Origin of the sequence: Bordetella genomosp. 7, assembly GCF_002261415.1 — a bacterium.
Taxonomy (GTDB): Bacteria; Pseudomonadota; Gammaproteobacteria; order Burkholderiales; family Burkholderiaceae_B; genus Bordetella_A.
The window spans coordinates 1-21906 of sequence record NZ_NEVI01000003.1 but is presented as its reverse complement, the minus strand read 5'-3'; the positions used below and the strand labels follow the sequence as shown (position 1 = coordinate 21906).

17 protein-coding genes and 1 other RNA gene are annotated in these 21906 nt (G+C 65.3%); 2 read left to right on the top strand and 16 right to left on the bottom strand.

The genetic code is table 11. The annotated features are described in order from the left end of the window. Nucleotides 1-6 precede the first annotated feature (6 nt). The 12 genes from CAL18_RS02025 to rnpB form a co-directional block, all read right to left on the bottom strand. Nucleotides 7-987, bottom strand: coding sequence for a D-alanine--D-alanine ligase (locus CAL18_RS02025; protein ID WP_094795931.1), 981 nt, complete (start codon nt 985-987; stop codon nt 7-9). After that, nucleotides 984-2390 carry a UDP-N-acetylmuramate--L-alanine ligase gene (murC, locus tag CAL18_RS02020; protein WP_026641074.1) on the bottom strand — a complete coding sequence of 469 codons (1407 nt, stop codon included), beginning with the start codon at nt 2388-2390 and terminating at the stop codon, nt 984-986. Before murC ends, CAL18_RS02025 begins: the two co-directional genes overlap by 4 nt. After that, nucleotides 2387-3460 carry an undecaprenyldiphospho-muramoylpentapeptide beta-N-acetylglucosaminyltransferase gene (gene murG / locus CAL18_RS02015; protein WP_026641075.1) on the bottom strand — a complete coding sequence of 358 codons (1074 nt, stop codon included), beginning with the start codon at nt 3458-3460 and terminating at the stop codon, nt 2387-2389. The genes murC and murG overlap by 4 nt, the downstream gene beginning before the upstream one ends. Beyond that, entirely contained in the window at nt 3457-4650 is a 1194-nt protein-coding gene (gene ftsW, locus CAL18_RS02010) for a putative lipid II flippase FtsW (RefSeq protein ID WP_026641076.1), read from the bottom strand. The genes murG and ftsW overlap by 4 nt, the downstream gene beginning before the upstream one ends. Continuing rightward, the gene (gene murD / locus CAL18_RS02005; RefSeq protein ID WP_094795929.1) at nt 4650-6182 is read right to left on the bottom strand and encodes a UDP-N-acetylmuramoyl-L-alanine--D-glutamate ligase; all 1533 of its coding nucleotides are present in this window, start codon (nt 6180-6182) and stop codon (nt 4650-4652) included. The genes ftsW and murD overlap by 1 nt, the downstream gene beginning before the upstream one ends. Further along, nucleotides 6179-7348, bottom strand: coding sequence for a phospho-N-acetylmuramoyl-pentapeptide-transferase (gene mraY / locus CAL18_RS02000; RefSeq protein WP_026641078.1), 1170 nt, complete (start codon nt 7346-7348; stop codon nt 6179-6181). The genes murD and mraY overlap by 4 nt, the downstream gene beginning before the upstream one ends. Then, a complete protein-coding gene (gene murF / locus CAL18_RS01995; protein ID WP_094817241.1) occupies nt 7338-10166 on the bottom strand; it encodes a bifunctional UDP-N-acetylmuramoyl-L-alanyl-D-glutamate--2,6-diaminopimelate ligase MurE/UDP-N-acetylmuramoyl-tripeptide--D-alanyl-D-alanine ligase MurF in 2829 nt (942 codons plus the stop codon). Before murF ends, mraY begins: the two co-directional genes overlap by 11 nt. After that, nucleotides 10163-11893 (bottom strand): peptidoglycan D,D-transpeptidase FtsI family protein, encoded by a 1731-nt coding sequence (locus CAL18_RS01990; protein WP_026641080.1) that lies wholly within the window; start codon nt 11891-11893, stop codon nt 10163-10165. Before CAL18_RS01990 ends, murF begins: the two co-directional genes overlap by 4 nt. Then, a complete protein-coding gene (gene ftsL, locus CAL18_RS01985; protein WP_026641081.1) occupies nt 11890-12180 on the bottom strand; it encodes a cell division protein FtsL in 291 nt (96 codons plus the stop codon). Before ftsL ends, CAL18_RS01990 begins: the two co-directional genes overlap by 4 nt. Beyond that, complete coding sequence (gene rsmH, locus CAL18_RS01980) at nt 12180-13271, bottom strand: 16S rRNA (cytosine(1402)-N(4))-methyltransferase RsmH (RefSeq protein ID WP_026641082.1); 1092 nt, start codon at nt 13269-13271, stop codon at nt 12180-12182. Before rsmH ends, ftsL begins: the two co-directional genes overlap by 1 nt. A gap of 8 nt (nt 13272-13279) precedes the next feature. Further along, nucleotides 13280-13708, bottom strand: coding sequence for a division/cell wall cluster transcriptional repressor MraZ (gene mraZ, locus CAL18_RS01975; RefSeq protein ID WP_026641083.1), 429 nt, complete (start codon nt 13706-13708; stop codon nt 13280-13282). A gap of 271 nt (nt 13709-13979) precedes the next feature. Next, nucleotides 13980-14393: RNase P RNA component class A (gene rnpB / locus CAL18_RS01970), an RNA gene on the bottom strand. 84 nt (nt 14394-14477) lie between these two features. On the opposite strand from rnpB, the gene CAL18_RS01965 reads away from it, so the two are divergent. After that, nucleotides 14478-16295 (top strand): ATP-binding cassette domain-containing protein, encoded by a 1818-nt coding sequence (locus CAL18_RS01965; protein WP_026641084.1) that lies wholly within the window; start codon nt 14478-14480, stop codon nt 16293-16295. Between the two features lie 66 nt (nt 16296-16361). Here the strand turns inward: CAL18_RS01965 and pyrC are convergent, their stop codons facing one another. Beyond that, nucleotides 16362-17420, bottom strand: coding sequence for a dihydroorotase (pyrC, locus tag CAL18_RS01960; RefSeq protein WP_026641085.1), 1059 nt, complete (start codon nt 17418-17420; stop codon nt 16362-16364). A gap of 19 nt (nt 17421-17439) precedes the next feature. Continuing rightward, entirely contained in the window at nt 17440-18633 is a 1194-nt protein-coding gene (locus tag CAL18_RS01955; protein ID WP_026641086.1) for a M20 aminoacylase family protein, read from the bottom strand. 146 nt (nt 18634-18779) lie between these two features. On the opposite strand from CAL18_RS01955, the gene CAL18_RS01950 reads away from it, so the two are divergent. Further along, nucleotides 18780-19058 carry an SWIB/MDM2 domain-containing protein gene (locus CAL18_RS01950; RefSeq protein ID WP_026641087.1) on the top strand — a complete coding sequence of 93 codons (279 nt, stop codon included), beginning with the start codon at nt 18780-18782 and terminating at the stop codon, nt 19056-19058. A gap of 459 nt (nt 19059-19517) precedes the next feature. Here the strand turns inward: CAL18_RS01950 and CAL18_RS01945 are convergent, their stop codons facing one another. Further along, complete coding sequence (locus tag CAL18_RS01945; RefSeq protein ID WP_094817262.1) at nt 19518-20918, bottom strand: MmgE/PrpD family protein; 1401 nt, start codon at nt 20916-20918, stop codon at nt 19518-19520. 66 nt (nt 20919-20984) lie between these two features. Next, nucleotides 20985-21906, bottom strand: a 922-nt coding sequence (locus tag CAL18_RS01940) for a Bug family tripartite tricarboxylate transporter substrate binding protein (RefSeq protein ID WP_141217734.1), incomplete at its 5' end; no start/stop codon positions are given.

The following is a 21906-nucleotide window of genomic DNA, read 5'->3' as shown; positions in this document are numbered from 1 at the left end:
TCCTGGTCAAGAGTTGCGTGCGGGGCTGCGTACCTTGCACGCTGCCTCGGCCACAATAGACACACACAGTTCGGCGTAGCTCATGCCTACGGCCTTGGCCGCCATGGGCACCAGCGAATGGCTCGTCATCCCGGGCGACGTGTTGGCCTCCAGCAGCCACGGCTGGTGGTTGGCGTCCAGCATCATGTCGATGCGGCCCCAGCCCGCGCAATCGAGCGCCCGGTACGCATCCACCGCCAGCTCGGCCACGCGCGACGCCACGGCATCGGGCAAGTCGGCCGGGCAGAAGTACTGCGTGTCATCCGAAAAATATTTGTGTTCGTAGTCGTAGTTGCCGCCGGGCGCCACGATCTCGATCACCGGCAGCGCGCGCGCCGATCGCCCGGTGCCCAGCACCGCCACGGTCAGTTCGCGTCCCGCGATGAATTGTTCGGCCAGCACGCGGTCGTCGAACTTTGCCGCCTGCGCGTAACCATCCTGCATATCGGAATAACCGACCACCTTGGTAATGCCTACCGTGGAGCCTTCGTGCGGCGGCTTCAAGATGAGCGGCAGGCCCAGCCGGTCGGGCACCGTGCGCAGCTCCGAACCGGCGTCCAGCAACTCGAAAGCAGGCGTGGTCAGCCCGTGCTGCAGCCAGACCCGCTTGGTCATCGTCTTGTCCATGGCCAGGCTCGAGGCCATCGGGCCGCTGCCCGTATAAGGCAAACCCAGCAGCTCAAGCGCGCCCTGCAGCGTGCCGTCTTCGCCGTAGCGGCCATGCAGCGCGATGAAAACGCGGTCGAATCCGGCCGCGGCCAGTTCCGCCAGCGATCGCTCGCCCGTGTCGAACAGGTGCGCGTCCACGCCCGCCGAACACAGCGCCTGATGCACGCCTGCGCCGGACATCAACGACACCTCGCGCTCGGCAGATCGACCGCCGTACAGCACGCCCACTTTGCCCAGGGCCTGCACATCAATATTCCGGGTTGGCGGTTTCTGGTTCATGCCAGTTCTCCGATCAGGCCGGGGACTTTGCTGATAGAGCCGGCGCCCATCACGACCACCACATCGCCGTCGCGCACGAAGTCCAGCACGGCGGCTGGCAGGTCGGCCACATCTTCTACGAACACGGGCTCGATGCGACCCGCCACGCGCAACGCGCGGGCCAGGGCCCGCCCGTCGGCCGCCACCAGCGGCTGCTCGCCCGCGGCGTAGACCTCGGTCAACAGCACGGCATCGGCGCCGCCCAGCACCCGCACGAAGTCCTCGAAACAGTCGCGCGTGCGCGTGTAGCGGTGCGGCTGGAACGCCAGCACGATGCGGCGGTCGGGCCAGGCGCCGCGCGCGGCTGCCAGCGTGGCGGCCATTTCCACGGGGTGATGGCCGTAATCGTCGATCACGGTAAACCGGCCGCCACCGTGCGAGGCAGGCACGGCAAACTCGCCCACCTGCGTGAACCGCCGCCCCACTCCCTTGAACGAAGACAGGGCCTGGCTGATGGCCTCGTCGCGCACGCCGAGTTCGGTTGCGATGGCCACGGCCGCCAGCGCATTGCGCACGTTGTGCAGGCCCGGAAGGTTCAGCTCGATACTCAATGGCGGCAGCACCTCGTCACGGTTGCGGCGCTGTACCGTAAAGCACATGCGGGTGCCATCGGCCTGCACATTGTCGGCGCGCACGTGGGCGTCGTCGCTCAGGCCATAGGTGGTAATGGGGCGCGACACGAACGGCATGATCTCGCGCACATTGGCGTCGTCGGCGCACAGGACGGCGCTGCCATAGAACGGCAGGCGCTGGGTGAATTCGATAAATGCGCTCTTGAGCCGCGCCACATCGTGGCCATAGGTGTCCATGTGATCGGCATCGATATTCGTCACGATCGCCATCACCGGCAGCAGGTTCAGGAACGATGCGTCGGATTCGTCGGCCTCGACCACGATGTACTCGCCCTGCCCCAGCCGCGCATTGGCGCCGGCCGATGTCAGGCGGCCGCCGATGACAAAAGTGGGGTCCAGGTCGCCGGCGGCCAGCACGCTGGCCACCAGGCTGGTGGTGGTGGTCTTGCCGTGCGTGCCCGCCACCGCGATGCCGCGCTTCAGGCGCATGAGTTCGGCCAGCATGATGGCGCGCGGCACCACCGGAATGCCGGCGGCGCGGGCGGCCAGCACTTCGGGGTTGTCGCCCGCCACGGCCGTGGACGTGACGATGGCGTCGGCGCCGGCTACGTTCGCCGCGGTGTGGCCTATGGTTACCTGCGCCCCAAGCGAAGACAGGCGGCGCGTCACGGCCGATTCCTGCAGGTCGGAACCGCTGATGGTGTAGCCCAGGTTGAGCAGCACCTCGGCGATGCCGCTCATGCCCGAACCGCCGATGCCGACGAAATGAATATGCTGGATTCTGTGTTTCATGGTGTGCGCCTCGCTGCCTGTTCGCAGACATCGGCGATATGGGCCGCCGCGTCGGGGCGCGCATGTTGGCGCGCCCGCTCGGCCACGGCCTGTAGTTCGGGGCGGGAGCGCTGGCGCAGCCACCCGGCCAGCCACTCGGGAGTCAGATCGGACTGCGCGCACAGCCACGCCGCCTGCGAGTCGCTGAGAAAACGCGCGTTCGCGGTCTGGTGGTCGTCGATCGCGTGCGGAAACGGCACGAAAAGCGCGGCAACGCCGGCCGCCGCCACTTCGGCCACCGTCATGGCGCCGGCCCTGCATACCAAGAGGTCGGCACGGCCCATTTCGGCCGCCATGTCGTCGATGAAATCGCGGCAATCGGCCTGCACGCCTGCGTCGGCATAGCCTTGCCGCAGCGGCTGCAGATGCTGCTCGCCGGCCTGGTGCGTCACGTGCGGGCGGTCCTGCGGATCGAGCATCGCCATCGCGCGCGGCAACGTGGTGTTCAACGCCTGCGCGCCCAGGCTGCCGCCCACCACCAGCAGGCGCAGCGGGCCCGTACGCTCAGCGTAGCGCGTGGCGGGCTCGGCAAGCTCGGTCATGGCCCGGCGCACCGGATTGCCCAGCACTTCTCCACGCGGCAATACATCCGGAAAGCCGCTGAGCACGCGGCGCGCCATGCGCGCCAGCCAGCGGTTGGCGCTGCCGGCCACCGCGTTCTGTTCATGTACCACCAGCGGCAATCCGCGCAAGGCCGCCATCGCGCCGCCCGGGAAAGCCACATAACCGCCCATGCCCAGCACGACATCGGGGCGGGATCTGGACAAATGGCCCCATGCCTGTGCGCAGGCGCGCAACAGCAAGAACGGCAGTTTCAGCAACGCGGCGGCCCCGCGGCCGCGCACGCCCTGGAAGTGCAGGGGCAACAGTTCGATGCCTCGCGGCGGGACCAGGCGGCCCTCCATCTTGTCGGGGTTGCCCAGCCACTGCACGCGCCAGCCGCGCTCGCGCAGCACGTCGGCCACGGCCAGGCCCGGCATGATGTGCCCGCCCGTGCCCCCGGCCATGATGAGGATCGTGCGCGCGCTCATACGCGGCCTCCTCGCATCATGATGCGGTTCTCGATGTCGACCCGCAGCAACAGCGCCAGGCCGCAAAGATTCATGACGAGGCCAGACCCCCCATAGCTCATCAGCGGCAGCGTCAGCCCTTTGGTAGGCAGCAGGCCCAGGCATACGCCCATATTGATAAACGCCTGCACGCCGAACCAGATCGCCACGCCGTGCGCGACCAGGCCCGCGAAAGTGCGCTCCATGGCGATGGCCTGCCTGCCGATATCAAAGCCGCGCTGGATGAGCACCACGAACAGCACGATGACCAGCAACACACCGGCAAATCCCAGTTCTTCGCCCACCACGGCCATCAGGAAATCTGTATGGGCCTCGGGCAGGTAATGCAGTTTTTCTACGCTTGCGCCCAGGCCCACGCCCAGCCATTCGCCGCGTCCCAGGGCGATCAGCGAGTGCGACAACTGGTAGGCGCTGCCATAGGCATTGGCCTCATTCCAGGGGTCGAGATACGCGAACAGCCGCGCGCGGCGCCAGGGAGACAGCCAGATCAGGGCCAGGAAGGTGCCCACCAGTACCGCCAGCAGGCTGCTGAAATACTTGCCATTGATGCCGCCCAGAAACAGGATGCCCACGGCGATGGCCACGATCACGATGAACGCGCCCAGGTCGGGCTCCAGCAACAGCAGCATGCCCACGCCGCCCAGCGCGCAAGCCATCGGCAAGAAGCCGCGCGCAAACGCCTGCATGTGTTCCTGCTTGCGCACGGTGTAGTCCGCCGCGTAAAGCAGTGCGCCCAGCTTCATGAGTTCGGACGGCTGGAAATTCAGCGGACCCAGCGGGATCCAGCGGTGCGCGCCGTTGACTTCGTTGCCCACGCCCGGTATCAGCACCAGCACCAGCAAGGCCAGCGACACCATGAAGCCCGGCATGGCCAGGCGCTGCCAGACGCGCAAGGGTATTGTCAGCACGACGGCGCCTGCCAGCAGGCCGGCGCACATGAACAGGCCGTGGCGCAGCACGAAATAGTAGCGCCCGTAAGACGCGTATCGCGGGCCGTCGGCCAGGGCGATGGATGCCGAATACACCATGAGCAGGCCGAGCAGCAGCAGCGTCGTGGCCGCGAGCGCCAGCGGCGCATCGTAGTTGCGCATGCGGGTGCGTCCCGGCCGTACGGCATTGACGCTGGCGGTCAGGTCGGCGAACAGGCTCATCACACTTCTCCCCGGTCGCGGGCAAGGTCTTCGACCTCTTCCATGAACACGGCGCCGCGGTGAGGATAATTGCGGAACATGTCCATGCTCGCGCAGGCGGGTGACAGCAACACGGCATCGCCCGGCTGGGCCAGGTCAGCCGCGCGGCGCACCGCGTCGCGCATGTCGGCTGCCGCCACGCACGGTATGCCCGTGCCTTCAAGCGCGCTGCCGATCTGCGGGCCATCGGCGCCGATCAGCACCACCGCCCGCGCATGACGGGCGACCACCCGCGACAGCGGCGAGAAGTCCTGCCCTTTGCCCAGCCCACCCGCGATCAGCACCACGGGCTGGCCCAGGCCTTCCAGCGCCGCCACGGTGGCGCCCACATTGGTGCCCTTGCTGTCGTTGATATAGTCGACGCCGCCGATGGTACGCACGAAAGCGGCGCGATGCGGCTCGCCGGCATAGTCGCGCAAGGCGCGCAGCATCGGCCCCCAGCCGATATCCAGCACGCGCGCGAGCTGCAGCGCGGCCAGCGCGTTCAGGCCGTTGTGCAGGCCACGGATGCGCAGCGCGTCCAGCGGCATCAGGCGGCTCAGCCGCCCCACCGCCCGGGTCGGCGGCGGCGCATTCTTCTTGCGCCGCACCGGCGGCGCGGGCTCGTCGAAATCGTTAGGCTCGCTGGCGGCCAGCCATGCCATGCCCTGGCCCGACTCCAGCCCCATGTCGCCCACCAGCACCGGCGCTTCCCGCCCAAAACTGCGCACCTGCATGCCTTCCAGTGCCTCGACCATCGCCGCTACGCGCGAATCGTCGCGGTTGACGATGGCCACGCGCGCCATCTGCAACAGGCGTGCCTTGGCACTGGCATAGGCGTCCATGCCGCCGTGCCAGTCCAGGTGATCTTGCGTGACGTTGAGCACGACCGCGGCGTCGGCCATCAGGCTGCGGGTGGTTTCGATCTGGAAGCTGGACAGCTCCAGCACCCAGACCTGGGGCAACGCATCCGTGTCCAGGGCTTCGAGCAGCGCGGCCAATGCGGCCGGCCCGATATTGCCGGCCGCGCGCGCCGAGAGCCCGCCTGCCTCGACAAGCTGCCGGGTCAGTGCGGTAACGGTGGTCTTGCCGTTGGTGCCGGTCACCGCCAGCACCTTCGGCCGATACTCGCGCGATTCGGCCAATTCAGCCAGTGCGCGGGCGAACAGTTCAATTTCACCCACCACTTCGATGCCGCGCGCGGCGGCCTCGCCCAGAAGCTCGCGGGCCGGCGACTGCGCCGGTGCCAGCCCCGGGCTCAGCACCAGCTGCGCCACGCCATCAAGCAGCGCCGGGTCGAAGACGTCGCCGCACCCCAGGCAATACTCTACTTGCGCGTCCGCCAGCGCCTCGCGCAGCGCAGCGAGCCCCCCAGGGGCGTCGCGCGTGTCCGCCACGCGCAGGGCCGCACCTTGCCGCGCGCACCAGCGCGCGGCAGCCACGCCGGTCTCGCCCAATCCAAGGATCAGGACGCGCGGCGCATCGGTGCGAAGGGGCTCGGTACTACTGTTCATCGCAACTTCAATGTGGAAAGGCCGATCAGCACCAGCATCATGCTGATGATCCAGAAGCGCACGACGACCTGGGTTTCCTTCCAGCCGCCGACCTCGAAATGATGGTGCAGCGGCGCCATGCGGAATATGCGCCGCCCTTGTCCGTACTTGCGCTTGGTGTACTTGAACCAGGTCACCTGCATCATCACCGACAGGGTTTCCACGACGAACACGCCGCCCATGATGAAAAGCACGATTTCCTGCCGGACGATCACCGCGATGGTGCCAAGGGCGCCGCCCAGTGCCAGCGCGCCGACGTCGCCCATGAACACCTGGGCCGGGTATGCGTTGAACCACAGGAAAGCCAGGCCGGCGCCCGCAATGGCCGCGCACAGCACCATCAGTTCTGCGGCGCCCGGAATGTAGGGAAACAACAGGTACTTGGAATAGTCGACCCGCCCGACCACGTAGGCAAATATGCCTAGCGCGCTGCCCACCATCACGGTGGGCATGATGGCCAGCCCGTCCAGGCCGTCGGTCAGGTTGACGGCATTGCTCGTTCCCACGATCACCGCCCAGGTCAGGGCCACGAAGCCCAGCACGCCCAGCGGGTAGCTCACCGACTTGAAAAACGGCACGATCAGGTCGGCGCGCGTCGGCAAGGGCATGGCAAAGCCGCTGCTCACCCATGCCTTGAACAAAGGCCACAGTTCGGTGTTGGCGGGCGCAGATACCGCGAAAGCCAGATATACCGCCGCCACCAGGCCTATGGTGGCTTGCCAGAAGAATTTCTGCCGCGCCGGCATCCCTTCCGGATCGCGGTACACCACCTTGCGGTAGTCGTCCATCCAGCCGATCCAGCCGAAACCGAAGGTCACGAGCAATACCACCCACACGAAACGGTTGGTCCAGTCTGCCCAGAGCACCGTGCTGATGGCGATGGCAATCAGGATAAGCGCGCCGCCCATCGTCGGCGTGCCGGTCTTGACCAGGTGCGACTCGGGGCCGTAGGCGCGCACGGCCTGGCCGATCTTCATTTCGGTAAGCTTGCGGATCACTCGCGGCCCGGCCAACAGGCCGATCAACAGCGCGGTGGCGCAGGCCAGCACGGCGCGCAGCGTAATGTATTCCAGCACGCCGATCGCACGGACGTCATCGGACAGCCAGCGGGCAATCTCAAGCAGCATGCGGGTCTCCCTGGCGCCCGGCCGTGGTCTTGTTATTGTTCGTCGACAGCACCTTCACTACCCGCTCCATGCGCATAAAGCGCGAACCTTTCACCAGAATGCTTGCGTGGCCCGCGCCGCGCAACGCGGCCACAATGTCTTCAACCGTATCGCACGCGGCCGCGCCCGGACCGAACGCAGCCGCGCTGTCGCGGCTGGCCTCGCCCAGCGTATAGAGCCTGTCGATGCCATGCTCGCGGGCGTATTCGCCCACTTCGCGGTGCATGGCCGGGCCGTTTTCTCCTACCTCGCCCATGTCGCCCAGCACCAGGGCGCGAGGTGCCGGCATCGTGGCCAGCACATCCACCGCGGCGCGAACCGAATCGGGATTGGCGTTATAGGTGTCGTCGATCAGCACGGCGCCGTCTTCCAGCACCACGCGCTGCATGCGGCCCGCCACGGCGCTGAACCCGGCCAGGGCGCGCACCGCACCGGCCAAGGGTGCGCCGGCTGCCAGCGCTGCAGCAATGGCGGCCAGGGCATTGCGCAAGTTATGCAGCCCCGGAACGGGCAACGCCAATGTGGCGGTGCCGGCAGGGGTCACCACCTGGCAGCGCGTGCCCTGCGGCGTGGCGTCGATCTGTTCGGCATAGACATCCAGCCCCGGCTGCAATCCAAAGCGCAGCACGCGGCGCGCGCCCGCCTGGGCCTCCCAGATACCGCAATGCGGGTCGTCGCCCGGGAACACCGCCACGCCGTCGACCGGCAAGGCTTCGATCGTGGCGCCGTTTTCCCGCGCCACCGCCTCGACCGAATGCATGAACTCCTGGTGCTCGCGCTGCGCGTTGGTGATCAGCGCAACGGAAGGAGCCGCCATCGCCGCCAGGCCCGCGATCTCGCCCGGATGGTTCATGCCCAGCTCAAACACTGCGGCACGGTGTTGCCGACGCAGCCGCAGCAAAGTCAGCGGCACGCCTATGTCGTTATTGAAGTTGCCCGCCGTCGCCAGCCGGCCCGCTTCGCCCTGCCAGTCGGCCAATATGGCGGCGACCATTTCTTTGGTCGTGGTCTTGCCATTGCTGCCGGCCACGCCGATCACGGGCAGCGAATACCGGGCCCGCCACGCCGCGCCGATACGCTGCAACGCCTGGCGAGTGTCGCCCACCACCAGTTGCGCAAGCGTCACGCCTTCGACAGGATGCGCCACGATCGCCGCGCAGGCGCCGGCGGCCTGCGCCTGGAGCACATAGGCGTGGCCGTCGAACTGCTCGCCAACCAGTGCCAGGAAAATTTCGTTCTCGCCAATACGCCGGGTATCGGTGGACAGCGCGGCGGCCTGCGGCAACAACAAGGCCAGCCGGGCCCATTCGCGGTCGTCGAACGGCAAGCGGTTGCCGTTGATTTCCTGGTAGGTTTCGTGGCCCTTGCCAGCGAGCAGCACCACGTCGTCAGGATCGGCCGCCCAGATCGATTGCAGGATGGCGCGCGCGCGATCCGGGTCTACATGCAAGCGCGTCCCTGCCGGAACCCCCGCGAGAATCTGCGAGATGATCGCCTCGGCATCTTCGCCGCGCGGATTGTCGCTGGACACGGTGACCTTGTCGGCCAGTTCCGCGGCAATGCGGCCCATTTCCGGCCGCTTGCCCGCATCGCGCTCGCCGCCGCACCCGAACAGGCACACCAGGCGGCCGCCGCGCGCATCGGCCACCGGCCGCAGCGCCAGCAGCGCGCGCGCAAGCGAGTCCGGCGTGTGGGAATAGTCCACCACGACCAGCGGCCCGCGGCTCGCAGCGGTCGAAGCACGCAACGGCACGGGAACGACCACCTGCAGGCGGCCATCCACCGGGCGCGTGGCGCTCAGCGCCTTGGCAATCTGGCTCAAGGGCGCGCCCAGCTTGTACAGCACGCCGGCTACCAGCAACAGGTTCGATATGTTGTGGCGCCCCAGCAGCGATGTGACGATCTGGGCCTCGCCATCGGGCGAGGCCAGCACGAACACCTGGCCGTGCGCCGTGGCCTGCAGGTCGCGCGCCTGGAATGCCACCGCCATGCCCTGCTGGCTGTATCCCACGGCCCGCTCGCCAGGCAATGCGCGCAACAAGCGGTCGCCGGCGGCGTCATCGGCATTGATCACCGCGGCCGCCAGGCCGGGCCAATTGAACAACCCGGCCTTGGCCTGTTCGTAGCGCTCCATCGAGCCGTGGTAGTCGAGATGGTCGCGCGTCAGGTTGGTAAAGCCCGCCACTGCAATGCGCACGCCGTCGAGCCGACCCTGGTCCAGCCCTATGGACGACGCCTCCAGGGCGACGGCCTGGGCGCCCGCGGCCTGCATTTGCGCCAGGATGCGATGCACGCTCAGGACATCCGGGGTCGTCAAGTGGCCGCCCAGCGAACTGCCGTCGGGCAGCAACGCGCCCAGCGTGCCGATGCTGCCGCACGGCTTTCCGGCGGCGCTCAGCGCCTGTGCAATCCATTGCACGCATGATGTCTTGCCGTTGGTTCCGGTGATCGCCACCACGCTCAGTTGCGACGACGGGCGCCCGTACCAATCGTCGGCGAGCTCGCCCAGCATCGGGCGCAACGCTTGCACGGCCAGGACGCGGGAATCTCCGGCCACGCCGGCCGGCGCCGGCGACTGGCAAAGCACCGCGGCGGCGCCCTGCGCGAGCGCCTGTTCGATATAGGCGCGTCCATCGGCAGATCCGCCGGGGCAGGCCACAAAGACGTCGCCTGCATTCACCTCGCGCGAATCCAGGCGCAAATGCGCCTCGCCGGATACGCGCGAGCGCAGCCAGGCCAGTGCGTCGGCCGCGGTGGCAATGACGCGTGCGGGGCTCATCGCGCGGGCTCCTGGACGCCGGCCACGATCGTCGATTCGAACGGGGCATCGGGTTGCACGCCTATCATGCGCAGGCTGCCGCCCGTGATCGTGGAAAACACCGGCGCGGCAATCGCGCCGCCGTAGTAACCGCCGGTTCTGGGCTCGTCGATGGACACAGCCACCACAATGCGGGGGTTGGACACGGGCGCAAAACCCACGAACGAACTGCGGTAACGCTGGGTGCTGTACTTGCCGTCGACAATTTTTCGCGCCGTACCGCTCTTGCCTGCCACGCGATACCCCTGCACCTGAGCCGCCTTAGCGCCGTCGGGTCCGGCGGCTGCCTCGAGCATCGAGCGCACCAATCCGGCCACCTGGGGGGTGTAGACCTTGACGCTGGTCGGGGCGCTGTCGCGCTTGACCAGCGTGGGAGACACCATGTCGCCCTCGCGGGCAAAAACGGTATACGCACGCGCCACCTGCAGCAAGGATGCGGACAGCCCGTATCCATATGCCATGGTGGCCTTCTCGATAAGGCGCCAGCGATCCCATGGCCGCAGGCGTCCGGGCGCGGCGCCCGGAAAGCCCAGCTGCGGCGCCCGCCCGAAGCCCAGTTCGGTGAAGCGTTCCCACATTTCGCGCGAATCGAGTTTGTCGGCGATCATGGTCATGCCGATGTTGCTGGAGCGGCGCAACACGCCGCCCACCGTCAGCGTGCCGTTGCGGCTGACATCGTGAATGGTGCTTCCCTGGTAGCGGAAAGCGCCGTTGCCGGTGTCGAACTGCGTGTTGGTCGTGATACGCCCAAGATCCAACGCCAGCGCGACGGTAAAGGGCTTCATGATCGAGCCCGGCTCGAACGTATCGGTGATGGCGCGGTTGCGCAGATTGGTCGAGCGGAAAGTCTCGCGACGGTTGGGGTCGAACGTCGGCAGGCTGGCCATCGCCAGAATTTCGCCGGTGGCGACGTCCATGATGATGGCGCTGGCCGCAGACGCCTGGTGGCGCTCGAGCGCCTCGCTCAGTTCGCGATAAACCAGGTACTGCAGCCTGGTGTCGATGGACAGGTGCAGATCGCGGCCGTTCACCGGCATCGTCACCGCCTGCACGTCTTCGATCACGCGTCCCAACCGGTCTTTGATCACACGGCGGCTGCCGGGCGTGCCGGACAGCAAGTCATCGAACGCCAGCTCGACGCCTTCCTGGCCTTTGTCTTCGACATTGGTGAATCCCACCAGATGCGCCGTGACTTCGCCATCCGGGTAATAGCGGCGGGTTTCGGGCTGCTGATGGATACCGGGCACATCCAGCTTCTTGATCTGCTCGGCGATTTCCATCGGCACCTGGCGCTTCAGGTACACGAAGTTGCGCTCTTCATCGGCCAGACGGCCGCGCAGATCGGCGACCGATGTTCCGAGCAGCTTGGCCAGGTCGCCCAGCTGTGCGCCCGTCGCAGGTTTGACGTCTTCCGGTATTGCCCAGATAGCGCGCGCCGGCACGCTTGACGCCAGAACGACGCCGTTGCGGTCGAGGATCTTGCCCCGGGTGGCCGACAGCGTCAGCGTGCGCTCGTATCGCCGTTCGCCCTGCTGTTGCAGGAATTCGGTAGACAAACCCTGCAGATACAGGGCGCGCCCTGCCAGCACCACGAAGCCGCCCAGCAGCATCAGCTGCACCAGGCGCGCGCGCCACGTGGGCAGCTGGCCGCGCAGCACGGGGTTATCGAAGAAAGGCACGCGCTTCATTGCGTGCCTCCCGCGGCCGGAACGACCGGCTGATTAAGGTAGATCGTGCGGTCGGGCACGATGGGGATCATTTTCAGGTCTTCGCGCGCGGCGCGGTCGACCCGGGCATTGCGCGCGAGCTCGGCCCGTTCCAGTTGCAGGCGGCGCCAGTCCACATCCAGGCTGCGCGCCTGCGCGTGGCTGCGATCCAGCTCTATAAATAACTGGCGCGACTGATAACGGCTCGTCACCAGCGATATCGCCGACAGCATCAACAATACGGCCAGGAACAAGGAGGCGCGTGCCATCAGTGCGGCCTCCGTTTGGTGCGGCGCGCGGGCGCGGCCTCGCCCGGCACGCGCATCGCCGGCACCAGGGCCTCGGCGCCTGCCGTGTCCAGAGGCGTGTCCGTGCGCTCAGCCACGCGCAACACCGCCGAGCGCGCACGCGCGTTGGCGGCCACCTCTTGCTCGTCGGCCAGGACTCGACCCAGGGAACGCACCAGGGGTTGCGGCAGTTCGCTTTCGCGCAAGGGCAGGCGCGCATGCGCGGCAGCCGGCCTGGCCGCCGCCGCGATGCACTGCTTGACCATGCGGTCTTCAAGCGAATGAAAACTGATCACTGCCAACCTCCCCCCCGGGGCAAGCAGCTCTAGAGCTGACGCGAGGGCGCGCGAGAGCTCTTCGAGTTCCCGATTGATGTAAATCCGTAAAGCCTGAAAGGTGCGTGTGGCCGGATGCTGCCCCTTTTCGCGCGTGCGGACGGCGCTGGCGACGCACTCGGCAAGCTCGAGCGTGGTGCGCAGCGGCCGTGTTGCGCGGCGAGCAGCAATCGCCTTTGCAACCTGAAAAGCAAACCGTTCTTCGCCATAATCCGCTATGACCTCCCGCATTTCATCCACGCTGGCTTGCGCCAGCCAATCCGCCACCGTAGGGCCGCGGGTCGTATCCATCCGCATGTCGAGCGGCCCTTCGCGCATAAACGAAAAGCCACGCTCGGCATCATCCAGCTGGGGAGAAGACACCCCCAGGTCCAGCATCACGCCATCGATCGCGTCGATGCCTCGCGCGGCCAAGGCGTCGCGCATGGTGGCAAAACCGCCATGCACCACCTCTACCCGGGCATCGCTCGCGGCCAGACTGGTGGCCACGGCGATTGCCTGCGGGTCTTTGTCGAACACCACCAGCCGGGCCTGCGGGCCCAGCCGGCGCAATAGCTCGCGGCTGTGACCACCCCGCCCGAAGGTGCCGTCGACGAACACCCCGTGCTGCTGCCTGGCATCGGCCTGTGCGCCACCCTGCCGGGCGACCGACCGTGACGCGCCCTTGCCGCCGAAATCGGCCAGCAGCAACGCGTCCACCGTCGGCTCCAGCAGCACGGGCCGATGCTCGAATTCCATACTCGGTTTCAGAACGAAAACTGGTTCAACACGTCCGGCATCCCCTGAGCTAAATCTTCCGCCTCGCGGCGGGCCAGGGAAGCGGCATCCCAGAGCTCGAAGTGGCCGCCCATGCCGAGCAGCATCACATCGCGCGTCATACCGGAAGCGTTGCGCAGTTCAGGCGCGATGAGCACGCGGCCAGAGCCGTCGATCTCGACGTCCTGGGCGTTACCCAGCAGCAGCCGCTGGAGCGCGCGGGCAGACATGGGGAACGCGGCAATCTGCTCGCGCTTCTTTTCCCACTCTTGCCGCGGATACACCAACAGGCAGCCATCGGGATGGCGGGTCAGGGTCAGCCGGCCTTCGGCCTGCGCCATCAGCGCGTCACGATGCCGGGTCGGAATCGAGATCCGTCCCTTGGCATCGAGCGTCAGCGCGCTGCTTCCCTGAAACACCACTTTCACCCCACTTAATTGCACAAATTCCTACTTTTTCCCACTCTACGGGAATGGGCAATCGGGGTCAAGCGCACGGTTGCAATTTTTTCAATCACAACAAGGACTTAGAGCAATTCGCCAAATTTGCAAAGCAAAAACCCCCTGATAAATCAGGGGGTTGCAGTAACAACTAAAAGTCCTTCTTCAGAAGTCGCCGCGCAGGCGTCCTTTCAATGCCTTACGTTCCGCTCTTGCCTCGGGCGGAACGGCCCATGCGGCCCGGATTCAGGAGCAAGACAGGTCTATAGGCCGGATTCTGTACGCCGGGTCGCCCCGGCGGGCAATCATTCCTCTGCGCGGGCCATTGCTGGACCGCTGTAGCCACCTACCCGCATGCTTGGACGAGCCGCCCTTCAGGCCCCGAGGGGCCCGCGCATGCCTATTTGGTGTTGCTCCGGGTAGAGGTTGCCGCGTTTCACCCTGCGATGCCGCCACCCGTTTCCGGATGGCGCGGCACGGAGATGGCCGTGCCGGTGCGCGCCAGGCGCGCCCGCCCCGCAGACTCGTCTCTGTGGCCCTATTCCTCGGTTGCGGCGGCAGCAAACTGCCGCGCAACCGGACGGCCGTTAACCGTTACCCCGCTCTGTGGAGTCCGGACCTTCCTCGACGGATTCGCATCCGCCGCGATTGCCCGACCTGTCTTGCCTGGCCATTTTAGTACAGCCGGCGCGCCGCCCGGGCTTCCTGCGACAATAGCGGCTGTATCGCATCTGGCAGTTTTCCATTCATGGCTACGGCACCTCCTCTCATTACCCTGGCCGGCGTGCAGCTCGCCTATGGCCATCACGCCCTGTTGGCGCAGGCCGACTTCACCATCCAGGCGGGCGAGCGCATCGGCCTCATCGGCCGCAACGGCGCCGGCAAATCGTCATTGCTGCGCTTGCTCGACGGCCGCAGCCAGCCCGATGACGGCGAGATCGCGCGCTTGTCCGGGCTGCGCGTGGCAACAGTCGAACAAGAGCCCGTGCTGGACGATGCGCTCTCGGTGTTCGACGTCGTGCATGGCGCCGCGGACGATCTCGAAGATTGGCAGCGTCCGGCCCGAGTGCGCGCCGCACTGGAACGCCTGGGCCTGCCCGCCGACTCGCCGGTGGCGGGCCTTTCGGGCGGCATGCGAAAGCGCGTCGCGCTGGCGCGGGCGCTCGTCGATGAACCCGACCTGCTGCTGCTGGACGAACCCACCAATCACCTCGATTTCGACGGCATCGCATGGCTTGAAGACCTGTTGCGCGGCTGGAAAGGCGCGGCGGTCATCATCACGCACGACCGGCGCTTTCTCGATGCCGTGGCCACGCGCATCGTCGAACTCGACCGCGGCCGCCTGCTCAGCTTTCCGGGCAATTTCTCGCAATGGCAAGAACGCAAGGCGCAATGGCTGGAATCCGAGCGCCTCGAACAAGAACGGTTCGACAAGCTGCTGGCGCAGGAAGAAGTCTGGATCCGCAAGGGCATCGAAGCACGCCGTACCCGCAACGAGGGCCGGGTACGCCGGCTGGAGCAGCTGCGCGTGGAACGCGCCAATCGCCGCGAACGCCTGGGCAATGTAAGCCTGGCGTTGGCCGAAGGACAACGGTCGGGCAAGCTGGTGGCCGAGCTGGAAAACGTCAGCAAGGCGTTTGGCGACAAGATCGTCGTGCGGGACTACAGCACCACCATCCTGCGGGGCGACCGCATCGGCATTGTGGGCCCCAACGGCGCAGGCAAAACCACACTGCTCAAGCTCATCCTTGGCGAGCTCGCGCCCGACAGCGGCTCGACGCGCCTGGGCAGCAATGTCGCCGTGGCGTACTTCGACCAGATGCGGGCACAACTCGATGAAGACGCCACGCTGGCGGACGTGATCAGCCCCGGCAGCGAATGGGTCGAGATCGGCGGGGCGCGCAAGCACGTGATGAGCTACCTGGGCGATTTCCTGTTCTCGCCCGCGCGCGCGGGTTCGCCGGTGCGCAGCCTGTCGGGCGGCGAGCGCGCACGGCTGCTGCTGGCTCGCCTGTTCGCGCGGCCGGCCAACGTGCTCGTGCTCGACGAACCCACCAACGACCTCGACATCGAAACGCTCGAACTGCTTGAAGAATTGCTGCAGGAATACGCAGGCACGGTCTTGCTCGTCAGCCACGATCGCGCGTTCCTGAATAACGTCGTCACCCAGACCATTGCCAGCGAGGGCGAGGGAACATGGCGCGACTACGTTGGCGGATACGACGAATGGGTAGCCCAGCGCCCTGCCCCCGTGGCCGCCAGCAAGCCCGCGCGTGCGCAAGCCGTTGAGCCGGCCGTGCCGCAAGCGGCCGCGCGAAGCCGGCCATCACGTCCGGCGCGGCTCAGTGCCTGGGAACTGCGCGAGCTCGATAACCTGCCCGATGCCATCGCCGACATCGAGGCGCGGCAAGCAGCCTTGACCAACCAGTTGGCCGACGGCACCCTGTATCGCGATGCGCCCGACGAAATCGAACGCATCAATAAAGAGCTTGCAAAGCTGCAAGCCGAACTGGAACAAAAGTTCGAACGCTGGGAACTGCTCGAGGCCCGGCGCGCCGACAACTGAAGCCGGCAAGGCGCAAGAACGCGGGGCGGGCAGCCCGCCCGCTCTGCAGGATGCGCGCCGGGGCGCCTAGGCCACGCGCCACTCCAGCGATTCGCCCGCCGCCAGCGGCACCAGCGACGTATCGCCGAACGGCACCTCGGCCGGCACCTCGTACGTTTCACGCCGCAGCGTCAGCGTGTCGGTGTTGCGCGGCAGGCCATAAAAATCGGCTCCGTGAAAGCTGGCGAAAGCCTCAAGCCGGTCCAGCCGCCCCACCCGCTCGAACGCGGTGGCATACAGCTCCATGGCGTGCAACGCCGTATAGCAGCCCGCGCAACCGCAGGCGTGCTCTTTCAGGCCACGCGCATGGGGCGCGCTGTCGGTGCCCAGGAAGAAGCGCGGATTGCCGCTCGTGGCAGCCTCGAGCAGCGCCTGGCGATGCACTTCTCGCTTGAGGATGGGCAAGCAGTACCAGTGCGGGCGCACCCCGCCCTGGAAGATCGCATTGCGGTTATACAGCAGGTGCTGCGGCGTAATCGTCGCGCCGATGGGGCCTTCGGCGTCGCGCACATACTCTGCGCCTTCTTTGGTGGTGATGTGCTCGAACACGACCTTCAGGCCTGGATAGGCGCGCCGCAGCGGTTGCATCACCCGCTCGATGAACACTGCCTCGCGGTCGAACACATCGATGCCTGGGTCGGTCACCTCGCCGTGCACCAGCAACGGCATGCCGCAGCGCTCAAGCGCCTGCAGGGCCTGGCCGCACTTGCCCAGCAGGTCGGTGACCCCCGCGTCGGAATTCGTGGTGGCGCCCGCGGGATAGAGCTTTACCGCATACACCTGGCCCGACTCATGCGCGCGCACGATCTCTTCTGCCGGGGTGTTGTCAGTCAGGTACAGCGTCATCAGGGGCGTAAACGGCCGGGCGCCGTCGTGCCTTTGCAGCGCGGCCTCGATGCGTTCACGATAGGCCAGCGCCTGTCCGGTCGTCGTCACCGGCGGCCGCAGGTTCGGCATGATGATGGCGCGGGCAAACTGCCGTGCCGTGTCGCCCACCACTGCCTGCAGCGCCGTGCCATCACGCAGGTGCAGGTGCCAGTCGTCGGGGCGGGTAATCGTAAGCTGGGTAAGGGTTTGGGTAGACATGGACAAGCCACACGGGCGGTTACTCTGCCAGAGGCATGCCGCGCTCGGCCAGCGCGCAGAACATCGCACTGCCCAGCGGAATCACGGCATCATTGAAATCGAATCGCGAATTATGCAACACGCAGCCCGATTCGGCGCCGCCCTGGCCCAGGCGGAAATACGCGCCCTGCTTGGCCTGCAGCATAAAAGAAAAGTCTTCCGAGCCCATTGAAGGCACCAGGTCGCGCACCACGTTCTCTTTGCCGACCAGGTCCGTCGCGATATCGGCCACCAGGTTGGCGTGCTGAGGCGTGTTCAGGGTGGCCGGATAAATACGCTCGTAGATGATCTCGGCCGTCGCACCGAAGCCGCCTGCGATCGCGCCCACCAGCTCGCGCATGCGCGTCTCCACCATTTCCTGCACCGACTTGCGGAACGTACGCACCGTGCCCACAAGCTTGGCTTCGCGGGGAATCACGCTCATGGCGCCAGGGTGGCCAGCCTGCAGTGATCCGATGGACAGCACCGCCGAATCCAGCGGATTCACATTGCGCGACACAATCGTCTGCAACGCCGTGATAACGTGGCCCGCGATAGTGACCGGGTCGATCGTCTGGTACGGGTGCGCGCCATGGCCGCCACGCCCCACGATCGAGATCTCGAAACGGTCGGCCGCGGCCATCATGGGCCCAGGGTTGATGCCTATCGTGCCGGGCTTCAGGCCCGGCCAGTTGTGCAGCGCGTAGATGGCGTCGCACGGAAACGTGTCGAACAACCCGTCTTCCATCATGGCTTTCGCGCCGCCACGGCCCTCTTCGGCAGGCTGGAAAATCAGCACGGCCGTGCCGTCAAAATTGCGGGTCTGCGCCAGATAGCGCGCCGCGCCGATCAAAATGGCAGTGTGGCCGTCGTGTCCGCAGCCATGCATCAGACCGGGTTTGCTCGACTTGTGTACAAAGTCGTTGTCTTCAGTCATGGGCAGCGCGTCCATGTCCGCGCGCAGGCCTATCATGCGGCCGCTGTCGCGCCCACGGCCCCTAATCACGCCCACCACACCGGTTTTACCGATGCCGCGGTGCACTTCGATGCCCAACGCCTCAAGCGCCCCAGCCACAATGCCGGAGGTGCGCACCTCTTCGAAACCGAGTTCGGGATGCGCATGCAGGTCGCGGCGCAGGGCCGTCAATTCGTCATGAAAGAGCCGGATGGACTCAAGCGCAGATCTCGCGTACATGTGCCGTTACACACCTTGGTAAGGGGGCAATGAAGTCCCCATTTTAGTTGCTACAGAGCATAAATGCCTTTGTCTTTGCGGGGGAGACAAGTTATGCTCCGCCCGCAGGACAATTTTTCCAACAGCCAGAGAAGGAGCGCCGCATTATGGCTACAACCTCCAAACCCGCGACCGCCCGCAAGCCGAACGCCGCATTCATGAAGCCCCTGACCCCCAGCGCCGAGCTGGCTGCCGTCATCGGTTCGGACGCCGTGCCGCGTACCGAGGTCACCAAAAAGATCTGGGAATACATTAAAAAGCACAACCTGCAAGATGCCAGCAACAAGCGCAACATCAATGCCGACGCCAAGCTGCGTCCGATCTTCGGCAAAGATCAAGTCACGATGTTCGAACTGACCAAACTGGTCAACGCCCACCTGAAATAAGCAGGCAAAGGGCGTACCCGGTACGTCCCTGCCTCTCGCCGCCGGCCCGGCGCGAGCCCCTCGGCCCCCGAGCGAGGCATGCGCGGACCAGCAAGCGGCCCCGGCAGATCCGGTGGCCGGCAGACGCGGCGGCCGGCGTCCAGTGGCCGGCTTTCCCCAGAGCCTCGGCCAGGACGGCCCAAGGCAAATCACGTCTGCCTACACCCGAAATCCGGGCAATTCCGTCTTACTGTGTTACGGGCACACTGCCGCAGTGTACGGTGGCTGCCATGATGCCACCATGCCGCCCGGCGCCTTGGCGCACTCGGCAATGTTTACATCTTCGGAAAGTTGTTGCCTGCGGGTCGGGTTCCACGAAGCCCAGGCGTTGGCCAAGGTCCTGAAACGTTTATCGTGGTTCACGCCAAGGCAAGAACAGGGCTGGCCAGCCGACGTCTGATTGCACCGGCCAGCAACAGATCACCAGATTTGCGCAAGCCTGGTTAGATCCTGGAGCTTTTCAAGGTTCCAGACCGTGTCCGCAACTCGGCGAGCGCGCTCTTGCGACAACACCCGTGAGGCGCAGTGGTGGAACTTATCGGTCAGCTCGTCGTCCGTCATTCGCGATGCGTCGGTAGCAGGAGAGCCCTTGCGATACCGGAGCTCGTGCGTGAAACGCTTGCCGCGCGCGTGAACCTCAGCGCTGCCTATGCGCGCCTGAGAGTCTTCTTTTAGCACCTCTTCGAAGTGTGGGTGCGACGCCACGGTGACGCGCTGCATGAATTCCCGCACGCGAGGATCATTCATCGCAGCATCATCGTGCCACTCGGGGCCGCTCTTGAACCCAAGGGCGACCATCGCCACAGCATACGGCACGTTCATCTGGGCTTCGATCTCCGACTCGATTTCACGGCTGTACCAAAGCGGCAGGCTTGCGGCGTGGGGATCACACTGCACCTTTACGTGATCAATCTCGTCGGGACGCAGATTATTCTCCCGTATCAAAATTTCGAGGCATTGGAGCGCCGTCTGCGAAATCCTGCAGGTGGGGTAAGGTTTATAAATTGTCCATTTCGGAAATTGCCATTCGTCACCAAGCCCGCTGACCATGACGTTCGTATCCCACTTTGAGATTCCCATGAAGCGGAAGAATCCATGGTCACCGTCCAGGAGCCCCAAATCGCCACGATAGCCGCATTCTGCCAGGTGCACCGCTTGAAGAATCGTTTGAGACATCCATCCTGAAAGCAGATACTTGTCGTCGGTGGCTGGCCTTGATCGTGCCCATTGGCTCAAGGATTGTGCCGGAGCCATCCGGCCTGCCAGGCCAACCGCACTGGCCATGATCCCAGCGTCGAGCTTCAGAAGCTGTGACGCGCCCAGCGTGCCTCCCAGGGCTGCGCAACTAAAGCCGCTCACCGGGGGGAAAGCGTTCTTCTGCCCGGGTGTCACATCCCTATAGTTTGTCGTCGAGCGGCCGAACCTTACCGATACTTCGTGTGCAACTGCCAGCGCGGCGATTACGCTCTGCCCATCAGCATGAGTACTTTCGGCCAATGCCAGAATGGAAGGCAGCACGTAGGGGGTAATGTGCCCCGGCGGAATAAGACAAGCGTCGAAGTCGATCGCATTGATCAGTTCGCCGTTGACGAACGCGGCTGAAGCAAGCGACAACTTGCCGCCTCCGAACACTGTCGCTTCCGGCGTGCCGCTCGCCTGTCCAGCCCTCAGAGCCAGTTTTCCTTTGTGTACCGTCAGCGCGGCATACGAGCATGCCAAGCTGTCGAGAAGCAGACGCTTGACTTCGTTGACGACCTCCTCGGGCAGGGCCATGCCGCGGGTTTTGTCGGCAAAGGCGGCAAGCTTTTCAATCACGTACATGTTGTTCCTTGTGACGATGAACGCACGCTGCGCGCCCCATGGGGTGCGCATGGAATAGAAGGAAAATTAGTTAACTCTGATGCCTGCTTCGGCGATGACGCGCTTGAAACTTGCGGTGTCGTCTGCCATCACCTTCACCAATTCGGCCGGAGACGAGCCCACCACCTCATAGCCGTTCTGGGTGAAATTCCGATGGATTTCGGGATCGCTCAGGGACTCTTTAACGACCTCTGCCCACTTTTCAACGATCTCGGGGGCGGTCCCTTTGGGCAAGAAGATTCCTTGCCACGCTTCAAAGCTGTAGTCAGGGTCGCCCAGCTCTTTGATTGTTGGCACATCGGGTAGCACCGGCGATCTTACCAATCCGGTCTGTGCCAACACATTGAGTTTTCCGCTGTCTTTCAATGGCTTCACCGAAGGGATGATGTCAAACGAATAATCGACATTTCCGCCCATCAAGGCGATGATCGATTCGCCCGAACCTTTGAAAGGGACATGCTCCACCCTCACGCCCAGTGCGGCATTGAAAAGCTCTTGCGAAATGTGTTGAGCCGAGCCGCTTCCACCGGTGCCAAAGAAAAGATTTGCGGAATTCGATCGCACATGACGCACGAACTCAGAAAAGTCGTTCGCGGGGAAGTCTGGCTTTGTCACCACCACGAAGGGCAGCTTGGTCACGATCGATACCGGAGAGAAATCTTTTAGCGGATCGTAGGTGGGCGTATTCAGCAACGGGTGAAGAACGATCGCGTTGCTGTTGACCAGAATCGTGTGACCATCCGGCGTAGCTCGCGACACCGCCAGCGAGCCGATAGATCCGCCGGCTCCAGGTCTGTTTTCAATGACCACCGGTTGTCCTACCGTAGGGTCCCCCTCAGAGTAGACGTCAGCCGGTAGAATTTCGGAGCCTCCTTTCCATCGGAGACTCCCTTGAAGAAAAGCAGATTTACCGAAAGCCAGATCGTTGCGGTGCTCAAAGAAGGCGAAG